Annotated in this window: 17 protein-coding genes; 7 read left to right on the top strand and 10 right to left on the bottom strand. The window is 62.2% G+C overall.

What is annotated here, in order from left to right; translation table 11 throughout:
* Positions 1-55 precede the first annotated feature (55 nt).
* Positions 56-2,017: a methyl-accepting chemotaxis protein gene (locus ACF8Q6_RS23825; RefSeq protein WP_392493372.1), complete on the bottom strand. Its 1,962-nt coding sequence runs from the start codon at positions 2,015-2,017 to the stop codon at positions 56-58.
* A 129-nt stretch (positions 2,018-2,146) separates the two neighbouring features.
* A complete protein-coding gene (locus ACF8Q6_RS23820) occupies positions 2,147-3,037 on the bottom strand; it encodes a neutral zinc metallopeptidase (protein WP_003251596.1) in 891 nt (296 codons plus the stop codon).
* Positions 3,038-3,236: 199 nt separating this feature from the next.
* On the opposite strand from ACF8Q6_RS23820, the gene pcaH reads away from it, so the two are divergent.
* Complete coding sequence (pcaH, locus tag ACF8Q6_RS23815) at positions 3,237-3,956, top strand: protocatechuate 3,4-dioxygenase subunit beta (protein ID WP_009682255.1); 720 nt, start codon at positions 3,237-3,239, stop codon at positions 3,954-3,956.
* Positions 3,957-3,966: 10 nt separating this feature from the next.
* Complete coding sequence (pcaG, locus tag ACF8Q6_RS23810) at positions 3,967-4,572, top strand: protocatechuate 3,4-dioxygenase subunit alpha (protein ID WP_010955312.1); 606 nt, start codon at positions 3,967-3,969, stop codon at positions 4,570-4,572.
* A gap of 150 nt (positions 4,573-4,722) precedes the next feature.
* Here pcaG and trmA read toward each other — a convergent pair whose 3' ends face one another.
* The 3 genes from trmA to ACF8Q6_RS23795 all read right to left on the bottom strand — a co-directional run bounded on the left by trmA (position 4,723) and on the right by ACF8Q6_RS23795 (position 8,550).
* Entirely contained in the window at positions 4,723-5,808 is a 1,086-nt protein-coding gene (trmA, locus tag ACF8Q6_RS23805; RefSeq protein WP_012053711.1) for a tRNA (uridine(54)-C5)-methyltransferase TrmA, read from the bottom strand.
* The gene (locus ACF8Q6_RS23800) at positions 5,805-7,100 is read right to left on the bottom strand and encodes an NCS2 family permease (protein ID WP_003251606.1); all 1,296 of its coding nucleotides are present in this window, start codon (positions 7,098-7,100) and stop codon (positions 5,805-5,807) included. The genes trmA and ACF8Q6_RS23800 overlap by 4 nt, the downstream gene beginning before the upstream one ends.
* A gap of 229 nt (positions 7,101-7,329) precedes the next feature.
* Entirely contained in the window at positions 7,330-8,550 is a 1,221-nt protein-coding gene (locus tag ACF8Q6_RS23795; protein WP_392491403.1) for an MFS transporter, read from the bottom strand.
* A 343-nt stretch (positions 8,551-8,893) separates the two neighbouring features.
* Here ACF8Q6_RS23795 and ACF8Q6_RS23790 point away from each other — a divergent pair, with 343 nt between their 5' ends.
* From ACF8Q6_RS23790 to ACF8Q6_RS23780, 3 genes are read left to right on the top strand one after another with little or no spacing between them, the layout of a single operon-like run.
* The gene (locus ACF8Q6_RS23790) at positions 8,894-10,330 is read left to right on the top strand and encodes a cytochrome ubiquinol oxidase subunit I (protein ID WP_010955309.1); all 1,437 of its coding nucleotides are present in this window, start codon (positions 8,894-8,896) and stop codon (positions 10,328-10,330) included.
* 3 nt (positions 10,331-10,333) lie between these two features.
* Positions 10,334-11,341, top strand: a complete 1,008-nt coding sequence (cydB, locus tag ACF8Q6_RS23785) for a cytochrome d ubiquinol oxidase subunit II (RefSeq protein WP_003251612.1) — start codon at positions 10,334-10,336, stop codon at positions 11,339-11,341.
* 9 nt (positions 11,342-11,350) lie between these two features.
* Positions 11,351-11,506, top strand: a complete 156-nt coding sequence (locus ACF8Q6_RS23780; RefSeq protein ID WP_003251614.1) for a DUF2474 domain-containing protein — start codon at positions 11,351-11,353, stop codon at positions 11,504-11,506.
* A 105-nt stretch (positions 11,507-11,611) separates the two neighbouring features.
* Here the strand turns inward: ACF8Q6_RS23780 and ACF8Q6_RS23775 are convergent, their stop codons facing one another.
* Both ACF8Q6_RS23775 and ACF8Q6_RS23770 read right to left on the bottom strand, forming a co-directional pair.
* Positions 11,612-12,736 (bottom strand): methyltransferase, encoded by a 1,125-nt coding sequence (locus tag ACF8Q6_RS23775; RefSeq protein ID WP_012053709.1) that lies wholly within the window; start codon positions 12,734-12,736, stop codon positions 11,612-11,614.
* A gap of 96 nt (positions 12,737-12,832) precedes the next feature.
* Entirely contained in the window at positions 12,833-13,540 is a 708-nt protein-coding gene (locus ACF8Q6_RS23770) for an autoinducer binding domain-containing protein (RefSeq protein ID WP_014859447.1), read from the bottom strand.
* A 215-nt stretch (positions 13,541-13,755) separates the two neighbouring features.
* On the opposite strand from ACF8Q6_RS23770, the gene ACF8Q6_RS23765 reads away from it, so the two are divergent.
* A complete protein-coding gene (locus ACF8Q6_RS23765) occupies positions 13,756-14,532 on the top strand; it encodes a ferredoxin--NADP reductase (RefSeq protein WP_003251619.1) in 777 nt (258 codons plus the stop codon).
* Between the two features lie 274 nt (positions 14,533-14,806).
* On the opposite strand, the gene mscL is transcribed toward ACF8Q6_RS23765, so the two are convergent.
* Positions 14,807-15,226: a large-conductance mechanosensitive channel protein MscL gene (mscL, locus tag ACF8Q6_RS23760; protein ID WP_014592354.1), complete on the bottom strand. Its 420-nt coding sequence runs from the start codon at positions 15,224-15,226 to the stop codon at positions 14,807-14,809.
* Between the two features lie 176 nt (positions 15,227-15,402).
* On the opposite strand from mscL, the gene radA reads away from it, so the two are divergent.
* Positions 15,403-16,773: a DNA repair protein RadA gene (gene radA / locus ACF8Q6_RS23755; protein WP_003251626.1), complete on the top strand. Its 1,371-nt coding sequence runs from the start codon at positions 15,403-15,405 to the stop codon at positions 16,771-16,773.
* Positions 16,774-16,808: 35 nt separating this feature from the next.
* On the opposite strand, the gene ACF8Q6_RS23750 is transcribed toward radA, so the two are convergent.
* On the bottom strand, positions 16,809-18,326 hold the full coding sequence (locus ACF8Q6_RS23750; protein WP_014592353.1) for a nucleobase:cation symporter-2 family protein: 1,518 nt from the start codon (positions 18,324-18,326) through the stop codon (positions 16,809-16,811).
* A 263-nt stretch (positions 18,327-18,589) separates the two neighbouring features.
* Complete coding sequence (locus tag ACF8Q6_RS23745; RefSeq protein ID WP_003251630.1) at positions 18,590-18,952, bottom strand: PilZ domain-containing protein; 363 nt, start codon at positions 18,950-18,952, stop codon at positions 18,590-18,592.
* Positions 18,953-19,013: the final 61 nt, after the last annotated feature.

The following is a 19,013-nucleotide window of genomic DNA, read 5'->3' as shown; positions in this document are numbered from 1 at the left end:
TCGGCTTTGACGCGGAGATTGTCGGGGGCCGCAAAGCGGCCCCAGGTTCCAACGGTCAGACGCGGAACTGGCTGACCAGTGTCTGCAACTGCCCACCCAGCCGCGCCAGCTCCACACTCGACGCTGCTGTCTCGTCACTGGCTGCTGCGGTCTGCTCTGACACATCACGCACATTCAGGATGCTTCGGCTGATCTCTTCAGCCACCGCACTCTGCTGCTCTGCCGCCGCAGCAATCTGCTGGTTCATCGACTGGATGCTCGATACCGTACTGGTAATGCTCTCCAGCGATGACCCGGCCTTTCGCGCCAGTTCGACGCTGCTGTCGGTCAGGGTACGGCTGCCCTGCATGGCATTCGCCACTTGCTGGGTACCGTGCTGCAGGCTGGCAATCAGCTCTTCGATCTCTTCGGTAGACTTCTGCGTGCGCTGGGCCAGGCCGCGCACTTCGTCGGCAACCACGGCAAAGCCACGGCCTGCCTCGCCGGCACGCGCTGCCTCGATCGCTGCGTTGAGCGCCAGCAGGTTGGTCTGCTCGGCCACCGACTTGATCACGTCCATCACGCTACCAATTTTCTGGCTTTCCTGCTGCAGCAGGTTCATGGCCTCGGTGGAGCGGTGCATGTCTTCGGCCAGGCGTTCGATCTGGCCAATCGCTTCGCCCACCACGCGGTCGCCGGCACGGGCTTCGTCATCGGCTCCGGTGGCTGCATGTGAGGCCTGCTCGGCATTGCGCGCCACTTCCTGAACGGTAGCGGCCATTTCGTGCATGGCGGTGGCCACCTGGTCGGTTTCGACTTTCTGGCTGTTGGCGCCCGCGCTGGTCTGTTCGGTGACTGCCGACAGCTCTTCGGCGGCGCTGGCGATCTGGGTGACGCCGTCGCGGATACCGCTGATCAGCTCGCGCAGGGTGGTGCCCATGCGCGCGATGCCTTGCTGCAGCACGCCCAGTTCGTCACGGCGGGTGACGCGCATGTGCTGGGTAAGGTCGCCACTGGCGATTTTTTCCACGGCCACCAGGGTGTCTTGCAACGGGCGGGTGATCTGGCGGGTGATCAGCACCGCCGCCAGTACGCCGACCAGCAGCGCCAGCAGTGTGGCGATGGCCTGCAGGCTGCGGGCCTGGGTACTCTCGATGTCACGGCGCTCTAGCTGGATCTGGTACAGCGCGTCACTGCGCTTGACGATGTCGGCGCCCTGCACCGTCATTTCGGCGCGCGAGGTGGTGATGTTGGCAACCGCGTCGCGGAACTGGCGTACGGCGTCACGATAGGCCAGTACCGCATTTTCGAACTGTTGCAGGCGCGCGTCTGCACTGGGCAGCTGGCGCTTGAGGTTGACGGTATCGGCCAGTGCTGCATCCAGCTGGCGCAAGGCGGCCTGCTCGTTGGCGCTGCTGTTCTCGGCGATGTAGCCACGCACATCGATGCGTACCTGCAGCAGCTGCTGGCGGGCCTTGCTGATCAGCTGGTACTGGGCCAGGCGCACGCTGTCAGCCTCGGGGCGAGCCATCACCTCCTGGCTGAGCGCATCCATGGCCTGGTCGGCGCGAATGGCCGAGCTGTCCATGGAAACGCGCGCTGCGCGGGTGGCGTCGTAGCCCTGGCGCATCTTGTTCAGCGACAGCTTGTAGGCACTGATGGTATCGCCCAGCTCACCCAGCAGCTTGACGTTCTCCGGGCTTTTGAAGGTGGTGGCCAGGTAGGCCTGCTGCTTGCTGAATGCGTCCAGCTTGGCCAGGGTGTTGGCGGCGGCGGTATCGTCGCCGTTGGCGATCATGTACTGCAGGCGCGCAATGCGCAGATCGGTGAGGTCCTTGTTCAGCTGGCCAATATCGCCCATCCAGTTGCTACGGTCGATCAGGCTGCCCAGGCTGGTCCAGCCGGTGAGGGCCAGCAGGCCAGTGAGGACCAGCACCAGGCCGAAGCCCAGGCCGAGTTTAAGGTTGACGCTGATGTTGGCGAACCAGCTGTTCATGCACGCTCTCCAGAAGTTGATTTCGCTCTCTTGATCTTCGATCGCGAGGCGTTGTTGTTCTGGATGCCCGCTGATTCGTGCAGGGGTTATCGGCCATGATTGGGGAAGCTGAAACGCTTTTTCAGCAAAATGTCAGCAAGCGGTCTCACTCGGTCCCTGTTGCACCGGGTGTCAGAGAGTGCGTGCACTGAAGGTGTCGCAGCGGTTCACTTCACCTTCGGCAAACCCGGCCTTGAACCAGCGCACCCGCTGCGCCGAGGTACCGTGGGTGAACGAGTCTGGCACTACGCGCCCGCGGCTTTGCTGCTGCAGGCGGTCGTCGCCAATGGCATTGGCCGCATTCAGCGCTTCCTCGACATCGCCTGGCTCCAGCCAGTTCAGGCGTTTCTGCGCCTGGTATGCCCATACCCCGGCCAGACAGTCGGCCTGCAACTCCTGGCGCACCAACAGGCCGTTGTCGCCCTCCATGCGCTGGCCAGCGCGTCGTGCGGCGTCGACCTTGGCCGAAACGCCCAGCAGTGTCTGCACATGGTGACCGATTTCATGGGCGATCACGTAGGCCTGGGCGAAGTCGCCAGCTGCAGCGAAGCGGGTTTCCATTTCACGGAAGAACGACATGTCCAGGTACACCCGCTGGTCCGCCGGGCAATAGAACGGCCCAACCGCTGCCGAGGCAAATCCGCAGGCCGAATTTACCTGGCCGCTGAACAGGACCAGTTTGGGGTCACGGTATTGTTTGCCGGCCTCGGCGAACAGGGCTTTCCAGGTGTCTTCGGTGTCACCCAGAACCGAGGCGACGAACTCGGCTTGCTGGTCGTTGGCCGGTGGCGCCTTGCCGCCCGCACCACTGGGTGCCGTCTGCTGTTGTTGCTGCTCCATCTGCCCGGCAAGCTGGCCAAGAATCTGCAACGGGTCCTGCCCGGTGAGCCAGCCGATGCCGACGATCAGCAGGATTGCCCCAAGCCCCAGCCCCTTGCCGCCGCCGAAACGCATGCCGCCGCCGCCACCTTCGCCTCGGGCATCGACCACGTTGTCGCTGCGTCGGCCTTTTCGCCATTCCATGAATGCTCTCCGAGCGTGAAACAAGAAGACAAAGATTAGTTCAGGAAAGCGGCAGGTGTCAGGCAAAGGTGTTAATCCATAACCATTTGGTTATGTATGAGGTGGTCGATTTCAATATTCATTGCGCACGACCTGCCGGAAACTGCAAGTCCGCCTGCCACGCCCAGGCGTTCTCACAATTCCAAGAGAGGAAACCGGCATGCCCGCCCAGGACAACAGCCGCTTCGTGATCCGTGATCGCAACTGGCACCCTAAAGCCCTTACGCCTGACTACAAGACCTCCGTTGCCCGCTCGCCGCGCCAGGCACTGGTCAGCATTCCGCAGTCGATCAGCGAAACCACTGGTCCGGACTTTTCCCACCTGGGCTTCGGCGCCCACGACCATGACCTGCTGCTGAACTTCAATAATGGTGGCCTGCCCATTGGCGAGCGCATCATCGTCGCCGGCCGTGTCGTCGATCAGTACGGCAAGCCTGTGCCGAACACTCTGGTAGAGATGTGGCAAGCCAACGCCGGCGGCCGCTATCGCCACAAGAACGACCGCTACCTGGCGCCGTTGGACCCGAACTTCGGTGGTGTTGGCCGGTGCCTGACCGACCGTGACGGCTACTACAGCTTCCGCACCATCAAGCCGGGCCCTTACCCATGGCGCAATGGCCCGAACGACTGGCGCCCGGCGCATATCCACTTCGCCATCAGCGGCCCATCGATCGCCACCAAGTTGATCACCCAGCTGTACTTCGAAGGTGACCCGCTGATCCCGATGTGCCCGATCGTCAAGTCGATCGCCAACCCGCAAGCCGTGCAGCAGTTAATCGCCAAGCTCGACATGAGCAACGCCAACCCGATGGACTGCCTGGCCTACCGCTTCGACATCGTGCTGCGTGGCCAGCGCAAGACCCACTTCGAAAACTGCTGAGGACCCCGCCATGCCAATCGAACTGCTGCCGGAAACCCCTTCGCAGACTGCCGGCCCCTATGTGCACATCGGCCTGGCCCTGGAAGCCGCCGGCAACCCGACCCGCGACCAGGAAATCTGGAACTGCCTGGCCAAGCCAGACGCCCCGGGCGAGCACATTCTGCTGATCGGCCACGTTTACGACGGAAACGGCCACCTGGTGCGCGACTCGTTCCTGGAAGTGTGGCAGGCCGACGCCAACGGTGAGTATCAGGATGCCTACAACCTGGAAAATGCCTTCAACAGCTTTGGCCGCACGGCTACCACCTTCGATGCCGGTGAGTGGACGCTGCAAACGGTCAAGCCGGGTGTGGTGAACAACGCTGCTGGCGTGCCGATGGCGCCGCACATCAACATCAGCCTGTTTGCCCGTGGCATCAACATCCACCTGCACACGCGCCTGTATTTCGATGACGAGGCCCAGGCCAATGCCAAGTGCCCGGTGCTCAACCTGATCGAGCAGCCGCAGCGGCGTGAAACCTTGATTGCCAAGCGTTGCGAAGTGGATGGGAAGACGGCGTACCGCTTCGATATCCGTATTCAGGGGGAAGGGGAGACCGTCTTCTTCGACTTCTGAGGTGAAGCTTGGGGCCGCTCTGCGGCCCATTCGCGGGCAAGCCCGCTCCTACAACGATCTGCGTACGCCGAGCAATGGGCTGTACGCCGATCAATGTAGGAGCGGGCTTGCCCGCGAATGGGCTGCAAAGCAGCCCCGGCAATACAACGATCAGCGCCGAACCAGCAGAACCCCACTCTCCATATGGTGGGTATACGGGAACTGGTCAAACAATGCACAGCGCTCGATGCGGTGGGTGTCCTGCAACTGGGCGATGTTCGCTGCCAGCGTTTCCGGGTTGCACGAGATGTACAGGATGCGTTCGAAACGCCGGGTCAGCTCGCAGGTATCCGGGTCCATCCCTGCCCGCGGTGGGTCGACGAACACTGTGCCGAACTGATAACTCTTCAGGTCGATGCCTTCCAGGCGACGGAACGGCCGCACCTCATTCAGTGCCTGGGTCAGCTCCTCTGCCGACAAGCGTACCAGCCGCACGTTATCCACAGCGTTTTCGTCAAGGTTGCTCAGTGCGGCATTGACCGACGTCTTGCTGATTTCGGTGGCCAGCACCTGGCGTACACGCGTGGCCAGCGGCAGGGTGAAGTTGCCGTTGCCGCAATACAGTTCCAGCAAGTCATCCTCACGATCGCCCATGGCCTCGAAGGCCCAGCTGAGCATCTTCTGGTTCACTGCGCCGTTGGGCTGAGTGAACGCACCCTCCGGCTGGCGGTAACTGAACACGCGGCCAGCCACATCGAGTTTTTCCACCGCGTAGTCGCGGCCGATAACCAGGCGCTTGCCCTTGGAACGGCCGATGACGCTCACCCCCAGCGCTTCAGCCAGTTGCCGTGCTTCCACTTCCCAGGCCTCGTCCAGCGGGCGGTGATAGCACATCGTGATCATCGCATCGCCAGCCAGGGTGGTGAGGAACTCCACCTGGAACAGGCGGTTGCCCAGTTCTTCGCTGGCCTGCCAGGCTGCCTTCAGGCGTGGCATCAACGCGTTGATGCGTTCGCTGGCAATGGGGAAATCGTCGATCAGGATTGCCTTGTGCTTCTCGCCTGGGGCGAACATGGCGTAGTGGCGCTGGCCATCCTCGCGCCACAGGCGGAACTCGGCGCGCAGGCGGTAATGCTCGCGCGGTGAGTCGAAAACAGCCGGTTCCGGCGCGCCGAACGGTGCCAGCAGCTCGCGCAGCCGGGCCACCTTGGCGTCCAGTTGGGTGGCGTAGGAGGAGGGGTCGAAAGCAGCACTCATGCGTTGAACCAGCCTAGCTTGATGACGAACAGGATGGAAAGGATCACCAGGGCCGGGTTCAGGTCGCGACGGCGGCCGGAAATCAGTTTGACGGCGGTCCAGGCGATGAAGCCGAAGGCGATACCATTGGCGATCGAGTACGTCAGCGGCATGGCCAAGGCGGTTACCACCACCGGTGCGGCTTCGGTGACGTCGTCCCAGTTTATTTCCGCCAGGCCCGAGGCCATCAGCACGGCGACGAACAGCAGCGCCGGAGCGGTGGCGAACGCCGGCACGCTGCCGGCCAGGGGGGCGAAGAACAGCGCCAGCAGGAACAGCACGGCAACCACGATGGCCGTCAGGCCGGTGCGGCCACCGGCGCTCACACCCGCAGCGGACTCGATGTAGCTGGTGGTGGTCGAGGTGCCCAGCAGGGAGCCGGCCATGGCGGCGGTGCTGTCGGCGATCAGGGCGCGGCCCATTTTCGGCATGTGGCCGTCCTTGCCCATCAGGCCGGCGCGCTTGGCCACGGCGATCAGGGTGCCGGAGTTGTCGAACAGGTCGACGAACAGGAACGCGAAGATCACGCTGATCAGGCCCACATCGAGGGCACCGGCGATGTCCAGCTGCAGGAAGGTGGGTGCCAGTGAAGGTGGCATCGACACGATCCCGCCGAACGGCGTGACGCCCATGGCGATCGATGCGACGGTGACGGCCAGGATGCCGATCAGCACCGCGCCGCGCACTTTCAGCGACTCAAGCCCGACGATCAGGAAGAAGCCCAGTGTGGCGAGAATCACCGAAGGCTGCTTGAGGTCGCCCATGCCCACCAAAGTGGCTGGGTTATCGACGACGATGCCAGCGTTATGCAGGGCGATCAGTGCCAGGAACAGGCCGATACCGGCGGCAATCGCCGAACGCAGCGGCAGCGGGATGCTGTTCACGATCCACTCGCGGATGCGGAAGATCGACAGCAGGAAGAACATCACCGCCGACAGGAACACGGCACCCAGTGCCACCTGCCAGGTGTGGCCCATGTGCAGCACCACGGTGTAGGTGAAGAACGCGTTCAGGCCCATGCCCGGTGCCAGGGCGATTGGGTAGTTGGCAATCAGGCCCATGGTGGCGGAGCCGATGGCTGCTGCCAGGCAGGTGGCGACGAAGATCGCGCCCTTGTCCATGCCGGTCTCGCCGAGGATGCTCGGGTTGACGAACAGGATGTAGGCCATGGCCAGGAAGGTGGTGACGCCCGCGAGAATCTCGGTGCGCACATTGGTGTTGTGTGCTCTTAGTTGAAACAGCCTTTCCAGCATGCCCGCTCCCCAAGGCGCCCCCGGCGCCATGAATGTATCGACCCCATCAGCAAAGCACAGACCGTACCGGATGCCGTGGTTTTGTGTGGGGAGGAAAAAAGCCGCGCATCATACCAGCATGCATGGCGGGGGCCTATGGCCGTTGGGGAATGGGTTTTTCTGGCCCTGCGCGGGGAAGGTCCCCTGTAGGCGCGGGCTTATCCGCGAAGCGGCGGGTACAGATGACCCATCACCCGTTATGCAACCGATCCCGCTTGGCCAGGGTAGGGAACAGTTTTATCCACACCCCGGTCACCACCAATGTGCCCACCCCGCCCAGCACCACCGCCGGCACTGTACCAAACCAGTGCGCGGTCACCCCCGATTCGAACTCACCGAGCTGGTTCGAGGCACCGATGAACAAGCCGTTCACTGCGCTCACCCGCCCACGCATTTCATCCGGTGTCTCCAGCTGCACGAACGAGCTGCGAATGACCATGCTGATCATGTCTGCCGCACCCAGTACCACCAGTACCGCCAGCGAGAACCAGAACGAGGTCGACAGGCCGAAGGCGATGGTCGCCACGCCGAACACGCCGACCGCAGTGAACATCGTCCGCCCGACGTTGCGCTGGAACGGGAAGCGCGCCAGCCAGAGCGACATCAGCAACGCCCCCACCGCTGGCGCCGAGCGCAACAGGCCAAGGCCCATCGGCCCGGTCAGCAGGATGTCCTTGGCAAATACCGGCAGCAACGCGGTGGCTCCGCCCAACAATACGGCGAACAGGTCCAGCGAGATGGCGCCGAGGATGTCGGGCCGGCTGCGAATGAAGCGGATGCCAGCCAGCAGCGATTCGATGCTGGCGCGCCCGCGCTGTGCGACCTGGCCGCGCGCCTGCAGGCTCAGGGTCAGCACGCAGGCAATGGCGTACAAGGCCACCGTCGGGCCGTACACCCACATGCTGCCAAAGGCATACAGGAATCCGCCCACCGCCGGCGCCACGATGGTCGCCGACTGGGTGGCCGAGGCCGACGCCGCCACTGCCCGCGGGAACAGCCCGGCCGGTACCACATTGGGCAACAACGCCTGGGTTGCCGGCATTTCGAATGAGCGGCTGGCGCCGAGCAGGAAGGCCAGGGCAAAGATCAGTTCGCGGGTGACGTTGTCGGTGGCACTGCCCACCGCCAGCGCCAGGGCAATCAGCCCCTGAAGGCACTGGCACAGGGCGGCGACCTTGCGCCTGTCATAGCGGTCGGCGACATGGCCGGTGTGCAGCATGAACAGCACCCGTGGGGCGAACTCGACCAAGCCGACCAGGCCCAGGTCCAGTACGTTGCCGGTCAACTGGTAGAGGTGCCAGCCGATGGCCACGGTGAGCATCTGGAAGCCACTGGCGGTGAACACGCGGGCCAGCCAGAAGGCCAGAAAAGGACGATGGTGACGCAACAACTGCGGTGCGGAATCGGACATCGGAAACCAGGGGCCTCGGCGCAGTAGAGGGGTGCGCAGCGTATCATCTGTTTGTAACAAACGGTTACTGTTTGCTCAGGTCGGCACTTTTCTACTGTTAATCAAAGAGGGTGAGGCAACAGGTCACGCGGCAATCCACCACACGGCCCACCGGGCCATTCGGGACTATGCTTCCTAGCATTAATTGATCTGGGTCAATCGTTCCAGATCAATGAAATGGCCGTCTGGCCGGAATCCCTGCGATCGAACAGAACAATTCCAACACGCCGTACTCGACCCAGTGGGGGCAGTGGGCGACTGAGGCCACAAGCCCGGACGCCGGATTATCTGAAGAGGAAGCACCATGTTCGGAATAGAGGCCTTAGAGCTCGCCCGAATGCAGTTTGCCTTTACCGTGTCGTTCCACATCCTGTTCCCGGCCATCACCATTGGCCTGGCCAGCTACCTGGCAGTCCTCGAAGGCCTTTGGCTGCGGACCCACAACCAGGTCTACCGTGACCTCTATCACTTCTGGTCGAAGATCTTCGCCGTCAACTTCGGCATGGGCGTGGTCTCCGGCCTGGTCATGGCCTACCAGTTCGGCACCAACTGGAGCCGCTTCTCCGACTTTGCCGGCGCCGTCACCGGCCCGCTGCTCACCTACGAAGTACTGACTGCGTTCTTCCTTGAGGCCGGTTTCCTGGGCGTCATGCTGTTTGGCTGGAACCGCGTCGGCCGTGGTCTGCACTTCTTCTCCACGGTGATGGTAGCGCTCGGTACGCTGGTCTCGACCTTCTGGATTCTCGCCTCGAACAGCTGGATGCAAACCCCGCAAGGTCACGAGATCATCGATGGTCGGGTGGTGCCGGTGGACTGGTTTGCGGTGGTGTTCAACCCCTCCTTCCCCTACCGCCTGATGCACATGGCCACTGCCGCGTTCGTGTCCACCGCATTCTTCGTCGGTGCCTCGGCGGCCTGGCACCTGCTGCGTGGGCGTGACAACCCGGCTGTACGCAAGATGCTGTCGATGGCCATGTGGATGGCACTGATCGTCGCCCCGATTCAGGCAGTGATCGGCGATTTCCACGGCCTCAATACCCTCAAGCACCAGCCGGTGAAAATTGCCGCGATCGAAGGCCACTGGGAGAACGTGCCCGGTGAGCCGACCCCGCTGATCCTGTTCGGCATTCCCGACATGGAGGCCGAGACTACCCGGTTCAAGATCGAGATCCCGGCGCTCGGCAGCCTGATCCTGACTCACAGCCTGGACAAGCAGGTGCCGGCGATGAAGGAGTTCCCGCCCGAGGACCGGCCTAATTCGACCATTGTGTTCTGGTCGTTCCGGATCATGGTCGGGCTTGGTTTCCTGATGATCTTCGTTGGCCTGTGGAGCCTGTGGTTGCGCAAACGCGGCACGCTGTACAGTTCGCGCCCGTTCCTGCATGTGGCCCTGTGGATGGGCCCATCCGGGCTGGTCGCGTTGCTGGCCGGCTGGTTCACCACCGAAATTGGCCGCCAGCCCTGGGTGGTGTACGGCCTGATGCGCACGGCAGACGGTGTTTCCAACCACAGCTACGCCCAGCTCGGCTTCACCCTTGTAGCGTTCGTGGTGGTGTACTTCGCCCTGTTTGGCACCGGCCTTGGCTACATGATGCGCCTGGTACGCAAAGGGCCGCAGACCGGCGAGGGTGACGAGCACACACCGGGAGGCCCAGGCCAGAAACGCACGCCGGCACGGCCTTTGTCCGCCGCCGATGATGGCCGCGAGGCCACCTCTGCCAGCCTGAACGAGGGGAACTGAACCATGGGTATCGACCTTCCACTGATCTGGGCCGTGATCATCATCTTCGGCGTCATGATGTACGTGGTGATGGACGGATTCGACCTGGGGATCGGCATGCTCTTCCCCTTCGTCAAGGGCGAGCAGGACCGTGATGTCATGATGAACACTGTCGCGCCGGTATGGGACGGCAACGAAACCTGGTTGATCCTGGGCGGTGCCGGACTGTTCGGTGCCTTCCCGATGGCGTATGCCGTGGTCCTCGAGGCCCTGTACCTGCCCCTGATCCTGATGCTGATCGGCCTGATCTTCCGGGGCGTGGCCTTCGAGTTCCGCTTCAAGGCCAAGGCCGACAAGCGGCACATCTGGGACAAGGCTTTTATTTGGGGTTCGCTGATCGCCACCTTCTTCCAGGGCGTGGCGTTGGGCGCGTTCCTGGAGGGGTTCAAGGTGGTCGACCGGCATTTTGCCGGTGGCACCCTGGACTGGTTGACCCCATTCAGCCTGTTCTGCGGGCTGGGGTTGATCGTGGCCTACACCTTGCTGGGTTGCACCTGGCTGATCATGAAGACCGAAGGGCCGCTGCAGCAGAAGATGCACGATATGGCCCGGCCGCTGGCGCTGGTGCTGCTGGTGGTGATCGGTATCGTCAGCCTGTGGACGCCCATCGCCTACCCGCAGATTGCCGACCGCTGGTTCAGCATGCCCAACCTGATCTGGTTCATGCCGGTGCCGCTGCTGGTGCTGGTGACCTTCTACGGGTTGCTCAAAGCGGTGGCACGCAACGCGCACTACACGCCGTTCCTGCTCACACTGGTACTGATCTTCCTTGGCTACAGCGGCTTGGGAATCAGCCTGTGGCCTAACATCATCCCGCCGTCGATTTCGATCTGGGATGCCGCAGCGCCACCGCAAAGCCAGGGCTTCATGCTGGTGGGTACCCTGTTCATCCTGCCGTTTATCCTGATGTATACCTTCTGGAGCTACTATGTGTTCCGCGGCAAGGTCACCCACGAAGACGGCTACCACTAGGAGGGCCGCATGATGGCTGGCAAACATGGTTTGGAAGACAAGAAACCGCTGTGGCAGCGACTGGGTTGGCTGTTGCTGATCTGGGCAATGAGCGTCGCAGCGCTGGGTGTGGCGGCCTGGGTGATGCGGCTGTTCATGGGGGCGGCGGGCCTGACCACACATTGATAAAGAGCGGCAGCGGGCTTGCCCGCGAAGCAGGCAACGCGCTAGATGGCACCGGCGTTGCCGGTGTTCGCGGGCAAGCCCGCTCCTACGGGGGCGGTGGCGCGCCTACTTGCGGGCTTTCAGAATGACGAACTTGGGCGTTGCCGCCACCTGCTCCACCCCCCGGAACAACCGCGCCAGCTTGCTGTGATAGCCCAGGTGCCGGTTACCCACGATGTACAGCGCCCCACCTACCACCAGCGCTTCACGCGCCTGCTGGAACATGCGCCAGGCGAGGAAATCGCCCACTACCTGCTGTTGATGGAACGGCGGGTTGCACAGCACCACGTCCAGCGACTGCTTCTCCAGCCCGGCCAGGCCATCGGCCGCGAAGAAGGTCGCCGGGCGCTCGCCCAACGCTGCCAGCCAGTTCTCCTGCGCCGATTGCACTGCCATGTACGACTCGTCGACCAGGGTGTACTCGGCCTCCGGGTTGGCCAGGGCGCTGGCGATTGCGAGCACGCCGTTGCCGCAGCCCAGGTCTGCCACCCGCGCACGGCCGAGGTCGCGTGGTAGATGCGGGAGGAACGCCCGCGTCCCGATATCCAGGCCTTCACGGCAGAACACGTTGGCGTGGTTGATCAAGTCAAGTGCCGGCACGTCGAGGCGGTAGCAGCTGGGGTAGGGGGACTTGGCGAGCGGCCGCTCGGCAACCGTTGCTGTCAGCAAACGGGCCTTTTTCAGGGCCAGCGAAGCCTGTACGGGGCCGATGTACTTTTCCATCAGGTCGCCGGCCGCCCGCGGCAGGTGCTTGATCATCGCCCCGGCAATCACCTGCGCACCGGGTGCCAACTGGCCTTGCAGGCGGATCAGTTGTTCTTCCAGCAGGGCCAGGGTCTTGGGTACACGCACCAGCACCCGGTCGAACGGGCCTTGCCAGTGTTCGCTGGCCGGTACGAACGGCACACTGTCGAACGGCAGGCCATTGCGCGCCAGGTTCTTTTCCAGGGCCAGGTGCCCCAGGTGCGAGTCACCGCTGCTGACCACCTGCAGTTGGCCTGCAAGGCTTGCGGCCAGGGCACCGAAGCTGTCATTGAGCACCAGTACCCGGCAATTGGCGTCGGGTGCCTGATCGTGTAGCTGCGCAAGCAGGTACTCGTCGGCGGCATCGAAGGCCTGCAACGGGTCGTTGGCCTGCTCCGGCTGGCGGATCAGGTCGAGTTCGGCATAGGGGGTGGTCAACAGGGGCATGGCGTCTGGCTCGGGTACGAAACTGCCCGTTGCGGTTCGCGCCGGGCTTTGCCGGGCGATTCTACAGGGCTTTGCCCGAGGTCGCAGGTTCGAAGATCAGATCCAGCCACGCAAGGCGGCAATGGCAATGGCTCCGGCTTTGTTGGCTGCGTTGGTCTTGGTGATCACGCTGCGGATATGGAAATTGACCGTGCTTTGCGACAGCGAGAGGATGGAGGCAACATCGGCAGCGGTCTTTCCGGCGGCAGACCATTTCAGCACCTCCAGTTCGCGCTCGCTCATTTTCGGTTGGGGTGGGCATAGCGCGTTCAGATGGTGCTCGCCCAGTACCGCGTGGAGGGCGTGGCACAGCCACTGCACGCTCCCGGCTTTGTCGTACAGTTCGACCTCATCGATGGGGCCGTTTGGCCGAGCGACACTGATCTGGCTTTCGTTGTGCTGCTGATCGTGAAGCGACTGTGTCCAGCCGTGGCGCAAGCCATGCAGGCAGGCCATTTCGCGAAATTGCGGGGCTTCCTTGTAAAGCTCATCGGTCCACAGCACCGGCATCGTCGAGCTGTGGCTCAGGTTCGCCGCCGCGTCTTGCTTGTAGAAGTCGTCGCGCTGGTAGCGCTCGATCCACTCACTTGGGTAGTTGCTGTAGAGGTATAGCCTTGGCGTTTGCGTAGCGATCTGAATGCGGATGTTCAGCCCAAGGTAATCCATGTCCAGGTCCTGAGCCAGATGGACTGCGATGTCGAATAGCTTCTGCGGGCTGCGTTCGCTGACGAACGCCTGAAGATACTCGGGTTTCCAGTGAAGCATTTGAAACACTCCTTGGGGCGCGCAGGATCCAATCCGTTTGAGTACCCGGATGACTGTAGGAAAAGACCTACCATCCTGTTGGGATTTTTTTGTTATAGCGAACAGGATTTTCTGCGAGTTCGGCACGTTCACCCTGGATGAGGCCCTACAAAGCGGTGGTTTTTATCCTGGCCACTTTAGGCGACACTGTGCACACGCCAACCCTGGAGCCCGATATGACCGCTAGCGCCGAAAAGTTCACTCGCCAGACACTGCTTGACGTTCAGCCACTGACGCCGAACCTCTTCAGCCTGCGGGTTACGCGCGATGCGGGGTTCCGCTTCCGTTCCGGCCAATTCGCCCGGCTAGGTGTGACCAAGGCCGATGGTAGTGTGGTGTGGCGCGCCTATTCCATGGTCAGCGCCCCCCATGACGAGCACCTGGATTTCTTTTCCATCGTGGTGCCAGGTGGTGAGTTCACCAGTGAGCTGAGCCGTTTGGGGGCAGGCGATACGTTGCTGATCGACCGCCAGGCGTTCGGTTTTCTCACCCTCGACCGCTTCGTCGGTGGTCGTGACCTGTGGCTGCTGGCTACCGGTACCGGCATTGCGCCATTCATGTCGATCCTGCAGGACTTTGAGGCCTGGGAGCGCTTTGACAGCATCAAGCTGGTGTATTCAGTGCGCGAAGCGAAGGAGCTGGCCTATGTGGATGAAATTGCCGGGCTGGAACAGCGCGATTATCTGGCCGAGTACGCGGGCAAGTTGCAGTTCATTCCCGTGGTGACCCGTGAACAACACCCTGGGGCGTTGAATCAGCGGATTACGACGTTGATCGAGAATGGCGAGCTGGAGAGGGCGGCAGGGCTTGAACTGTCGCCGGAGCATTCTCGTGTGATGCTGTGCGGCAACCCGGAAATGATCGACGAAACCCGCAAGGTCCTCAAGGCGCGAGACCTGCAATTGAGCCTGAGCAAGCGTCCGGGGCAGGTGGCAGTCGAGAACTACTGGTAAGACCAATGCGGCCGTTGCGGGCCTGTAGGCGCGGGTTCACGCGCGAAAGGGCCGGGCCTGGTGGCCAATCTCCACCCGCCGTTCACCGTTGCTGCCGCCACCGTATTCGCGGGTAAACCCGCTCCTACGCAGATTGGTGGTGGACACACATCGGAGGTTGGACACAGGCCGCCATGTAGGAGCGGGTTTACCCGCGAACACCGGCGAAGCCGGTGCCATCCACCGCATTGGTTTCTTCGCGAGCATGCCCGCTCCCACAGCGCCCCCGGCAATTTCAGGGCAAGCGGTTCTGGTTCTGCGTCTTGAGCAAATCGCGGATTTCGGTCAGCAGCGTCTCTTCAGCCGAAGGCACAGGCGGCGTAGTCGGCGCCACGGCTTCCTCACGCTTGAGCTTGTTGATCGCCTTCACGCCCATGAAGATGGCAAAGGCCACGATCAGGAAGTCGATCACGGTCTGGATGAACTTGCCATACGCCAGCATCACCGCTGGCACGTCACCTTCAGCAGCCTTCAAAGTAATGGCCAAGTCGCTGAAGTCCACGCCACCGATCAGCAGGCCCAGTGGCGGCATGATCACGTCGCCGACGAAGGACGAGACGATCTTGCCGAAGGCCGCGCCGATGATGATACCGACCGCCATGTCGACGACATTGCCTTTGACTGCGAAAGCCTTGAACTCGTTGAGCACGCCCATGTTTGGTTCCTTGTAACAAAAGGTGAGGTAAACGCAGTGTAAGCCACTTAAACGCTTCATGCGTTGTGTTCAGGGCTACAGACTGCAGTTAGAACGAATAGTTTTGTCGCATCTTGAGGCGTTCGAGACACGTCCTGCTCAGTTATCATGGCGAATTTTTCCAGGAGACCCCACCCATGGCCAAGGCCAAGCGCTTGTATGGCTGCACCGAATGCGGCGCGACCTTCCCCAAATGGGCCGGCCAGTGCGGCGAATGCGGGGCCTGGAACACCCTGGTCGAAACCATGATCGAAAGCGGCGGCGCTGCTGCACCCAGTAGCGGCCGCGCTGGCTGGACAGGACAGCAGGCGCAGATCAAGACCCTGGCCGAAGTCAGTGTCGAGGAAATCCCGCGTTTCACGACCAGCAGCACCGAACTGGACCGCGTGCTGGGTGGTGGCCTGGTGGATGGCTCGGTGGTGCTGATTGGCGGTGACCCCGGCATCGGCAAGTCGACCATTTTGCTACAGACCTTGTGCAACATCGCCGTGGGCATGCCGGCCCTGTATGTCACGGGGGAGGAGTCGCAGCAGCAGGTGGCCATGCGTTCGCGGCGGCTGGGCCTACCTCAGGACCAGCTCAAGGTGATGACCGAAACCTGCATCGAGACGATCATTGCCACGGCGCGGGTCGAGAAGCCGCGGGTAATGGTGATCGACTCGATCCAGACCATTTTCACCGAGCAGTTGCAATCGGCCCCGGGCGGCGTGGCCCAGGTGCGCGAAAGCACAGCGTTGCTGGTGCGCTATGCCAAGCAAAGCGGTACGGCAATCTTTCTGGTCGGCCACGTGACCAAGGAAGGCTCGCTGGCTGGCCCAAGGGTGCTGGAGCACATGGTCGACACGGTGCTGTATTTCGAAGGTGAGTCCGATGGCCGGCTGCGCTTGCTGCGGGCGGTCAAGAACCGCTTTGGCGCGGTCAACGAGCTGGGCGTGTTCGGCATGACCGATCGTGGCCTCAAGGAGGTATCCAACCCGTCGGCGATCTTCCTCAACCGTACTCAGGAAGAGGTGCCGGGTAGTGTGGTGATGGCAACCTGGGAGGGTACCCGGCCAATGCTGGTCGAGGTGCAGGCGCTGGTCGACGATAGCCATCTGGCCAACCCGCGGCGGGTAACCTTGGGCCTGGACCAGAACCGCCTGGCCATGTTGTTGGCGGTGCTCCACCGCCATGGCGGTATCCCGACCCATGACCAGGATGTGTTTCTCAACGTGGTCGGCGGGGTGAAGGTGCTGGAAACGGCTTCGGACCTGGCGCTGCTGGCGGCGGTGATGTCCAGCTTGCGTAACCGGCCACTGGCCCATGGTTTGCTGGTGTTTGGCGAGATCGGCTTGTCGGGCGAGGTACGGCCGGTACCCAGTGGCCAGGAGCGCTTGAAGGAAGCGGCCAAGCACGGCTTCAAGCGTGCCATCGTACCCAAGGGCAATGCGCCGAAAGAAGCGCCTGCGGGGTTGCAGGTGATTGCCGTTACCCGGCTGGAACAGGCGCTGGATGCATTGTTCGAATAGCGTGCAGGAGCGAGCAAGCTCGCTCCTGCAACCCGTCAGTGCTCGGCAACCGCCGTGCGCCTGACCGTTTCATTGCCATGCTCGTCCAGTTCCAGCATCGGTACTTCGTTACCCTCGGCATCGAACAGCTTGCCATCTTTGAAGTAGTCCCCATCACGCAGCGCGGAAATGTCCGAATACTGGATGGTGCGCTCATAGGCTGCAGCGAACACTGACTGGTTTTCGGAGTTGCCGGTGGTGAAATGGTTGAAGATCAGGTTCAGCAGGATGGCCATGATCGCCGCCGAGCTGATGCCGGAATGGAAGATGGTCTCGAACCAGTTCGGGAAGTGGTGGTAGAAGGTCGGCGCGGCAATCGGGATCATGCCGAAGCCCAGCGAGGCCGCGACGATGATCAGGTTGACGTTGTTCTTGTAGCTGACCTTGGACAGAGTGCGGATACCGCTGGCCGCCACGGTGCCGAACAGCACGATACCGGCGCCGCCCAGTACCGGGGTAGGCACGGCGGCAATCACCCGGCCCATGACTGGCAGCAGGCCGAGTACCACCAGAATCACGCCGCCGGTAGCCACCACGTAGCGGCTCTTGACCCCGGTCACGGCCACCAGGCCGACGTTCTGGGCGAACGCGCTCTGGGTGAACGAACCGAAAATCGGCGCCAGGATGCTTGATGCCATGTCGGCGCGCAGGCCGTTGCCCAGGCGCTTGGAGTCCACCTTGGTGTCGATGATCTCACCCACGGCGAGGATATCGGCCGACGTTTCCACCAGGGTGACCATGATCACGATACACATCGACAGGATCGCGGCGATGTGGAACTCCGGCATGCCAAAGTGGAAAGGCGTGGGGAAGGCGAACATCGGGCCTTCGCTGACCTTGCTGAAATCGGTCATGCCCAATGCCCAGGCGATCAGCGTGCCGACCACCATGGCCAGCAGGATCGACAGGCGTGAGATGGTGGCGCTGCCAAGCTTGCTCAGCAGCAGCACGATGGCGAAGGTCAGACCGGCCAGGCCGATGTTGGCCATGCTGCCGAACTCCGGCGAGGCGCTGTTGCCACCCATTACCCAGCGTGCAGCAACCGGCATCAGGGTCAGGCCGATGGTGGTGATGACGATACCGGTCACCAGCGGCGGGAAGAACTTGGTGATGCGCGAAAACACCGGTGTGATCAGAAAGCCGATCAGCGACGCAGCCATGACCGCGCCGAGCACCCCTGGCAGGCCACCGCCCCCCTCGCTGCTCAGGATCGCGCCCATGGTCGCCACACCGGCGAACGACACGCCTTGCACAAGTGGCAACTGGCAACCGAAGAACGGCAGGCCAAGGGTCTGCAGCAGGGTGGCAAGGCCACCGGCGAACAGCGAGGCGGCGATCAGCATGCCGATTTCGGCACCATTCAGGCCCGCGGCCTGCCCCAGGATCAGGGGTACTGCGACGATCCCACCATACATGGTCAGCACATGCTGCAGACCATAGGCCAGGTTGGCACCAAGGCCGAGGTTTTCATCCTCGGGTCGCTTGGCGGGAGACGTGCTAGGGGACGTAGTCATGGAGCAGGCTCTCTGTTTATTGTTGTGCCGCTACTGTAGACACTTCCTACAAATGATTGCCACAAAAATTGTATACAATATTTTGATCGGAGCGCGAACAGATCTGGCTGCAGGGTGTGTTAAAACCCAATGCAGAAGGCGTACCAACTTGGCAGAAGCTGTATTAGAAGGGTGTGTACAAAGCATCGCTACCCAGGCTTAAAGCTGTCTGGGTAGACAAGAAACACCAGGCGGGAGGGCTATTAGCTAGCTAAGAGATTTCATTATTCGATGAGTTCGCGCAGCTCACGCATCATTTCGGTGCTGTCAGCCACGTTCAATTCTACAAGACGGTGCAAATGGCTCATCGAGTCGAGGTCGATGTACAGGCAGATGAAGCCCAGGCGGTCCGGTTCTTCGTGGCGCAGTTCGACCTGCATCTGCACACGGGCATCCTCGTTCAGCTCGATGATGGCGTCGAAGTCCTGAGTCAGGTCGGCATCCCAGCCTGCGGGGCGTTCGATCAGCAAGCCTTTGAGTGAAAGGTCCAGCAGCTTTGCAGGCCAGCGTTTCAGCCCCTGGCGCAGCTCGATGGGGGCATCGAAGTCGATGCGTTGAAAGCGGCGGCGTTCGTCATGATCGCTCATGGCTTGGATCCTCGATAGGTCATCAGGTGTCATCCTGACTATAGTTAGAGTTGCATGTGCA

The organism is Pseudomonas sp. GLN_2 (genome assembly GCF_043106005.1).
In the GTDB taxonomy this organism is placed as follows: Bacteria; Pseudomonadota; Gammaproteobacteria; order Pseudomonadales; family Pseudomonadaceae; genus Aquipseudomonas; species Aquipseudomonas alloputida.
The sequence above is the reverse complement of the archived record's forward strand: the minus strand, read 5'-3'. Positions and strand labels throughout refer to the sequence as shown.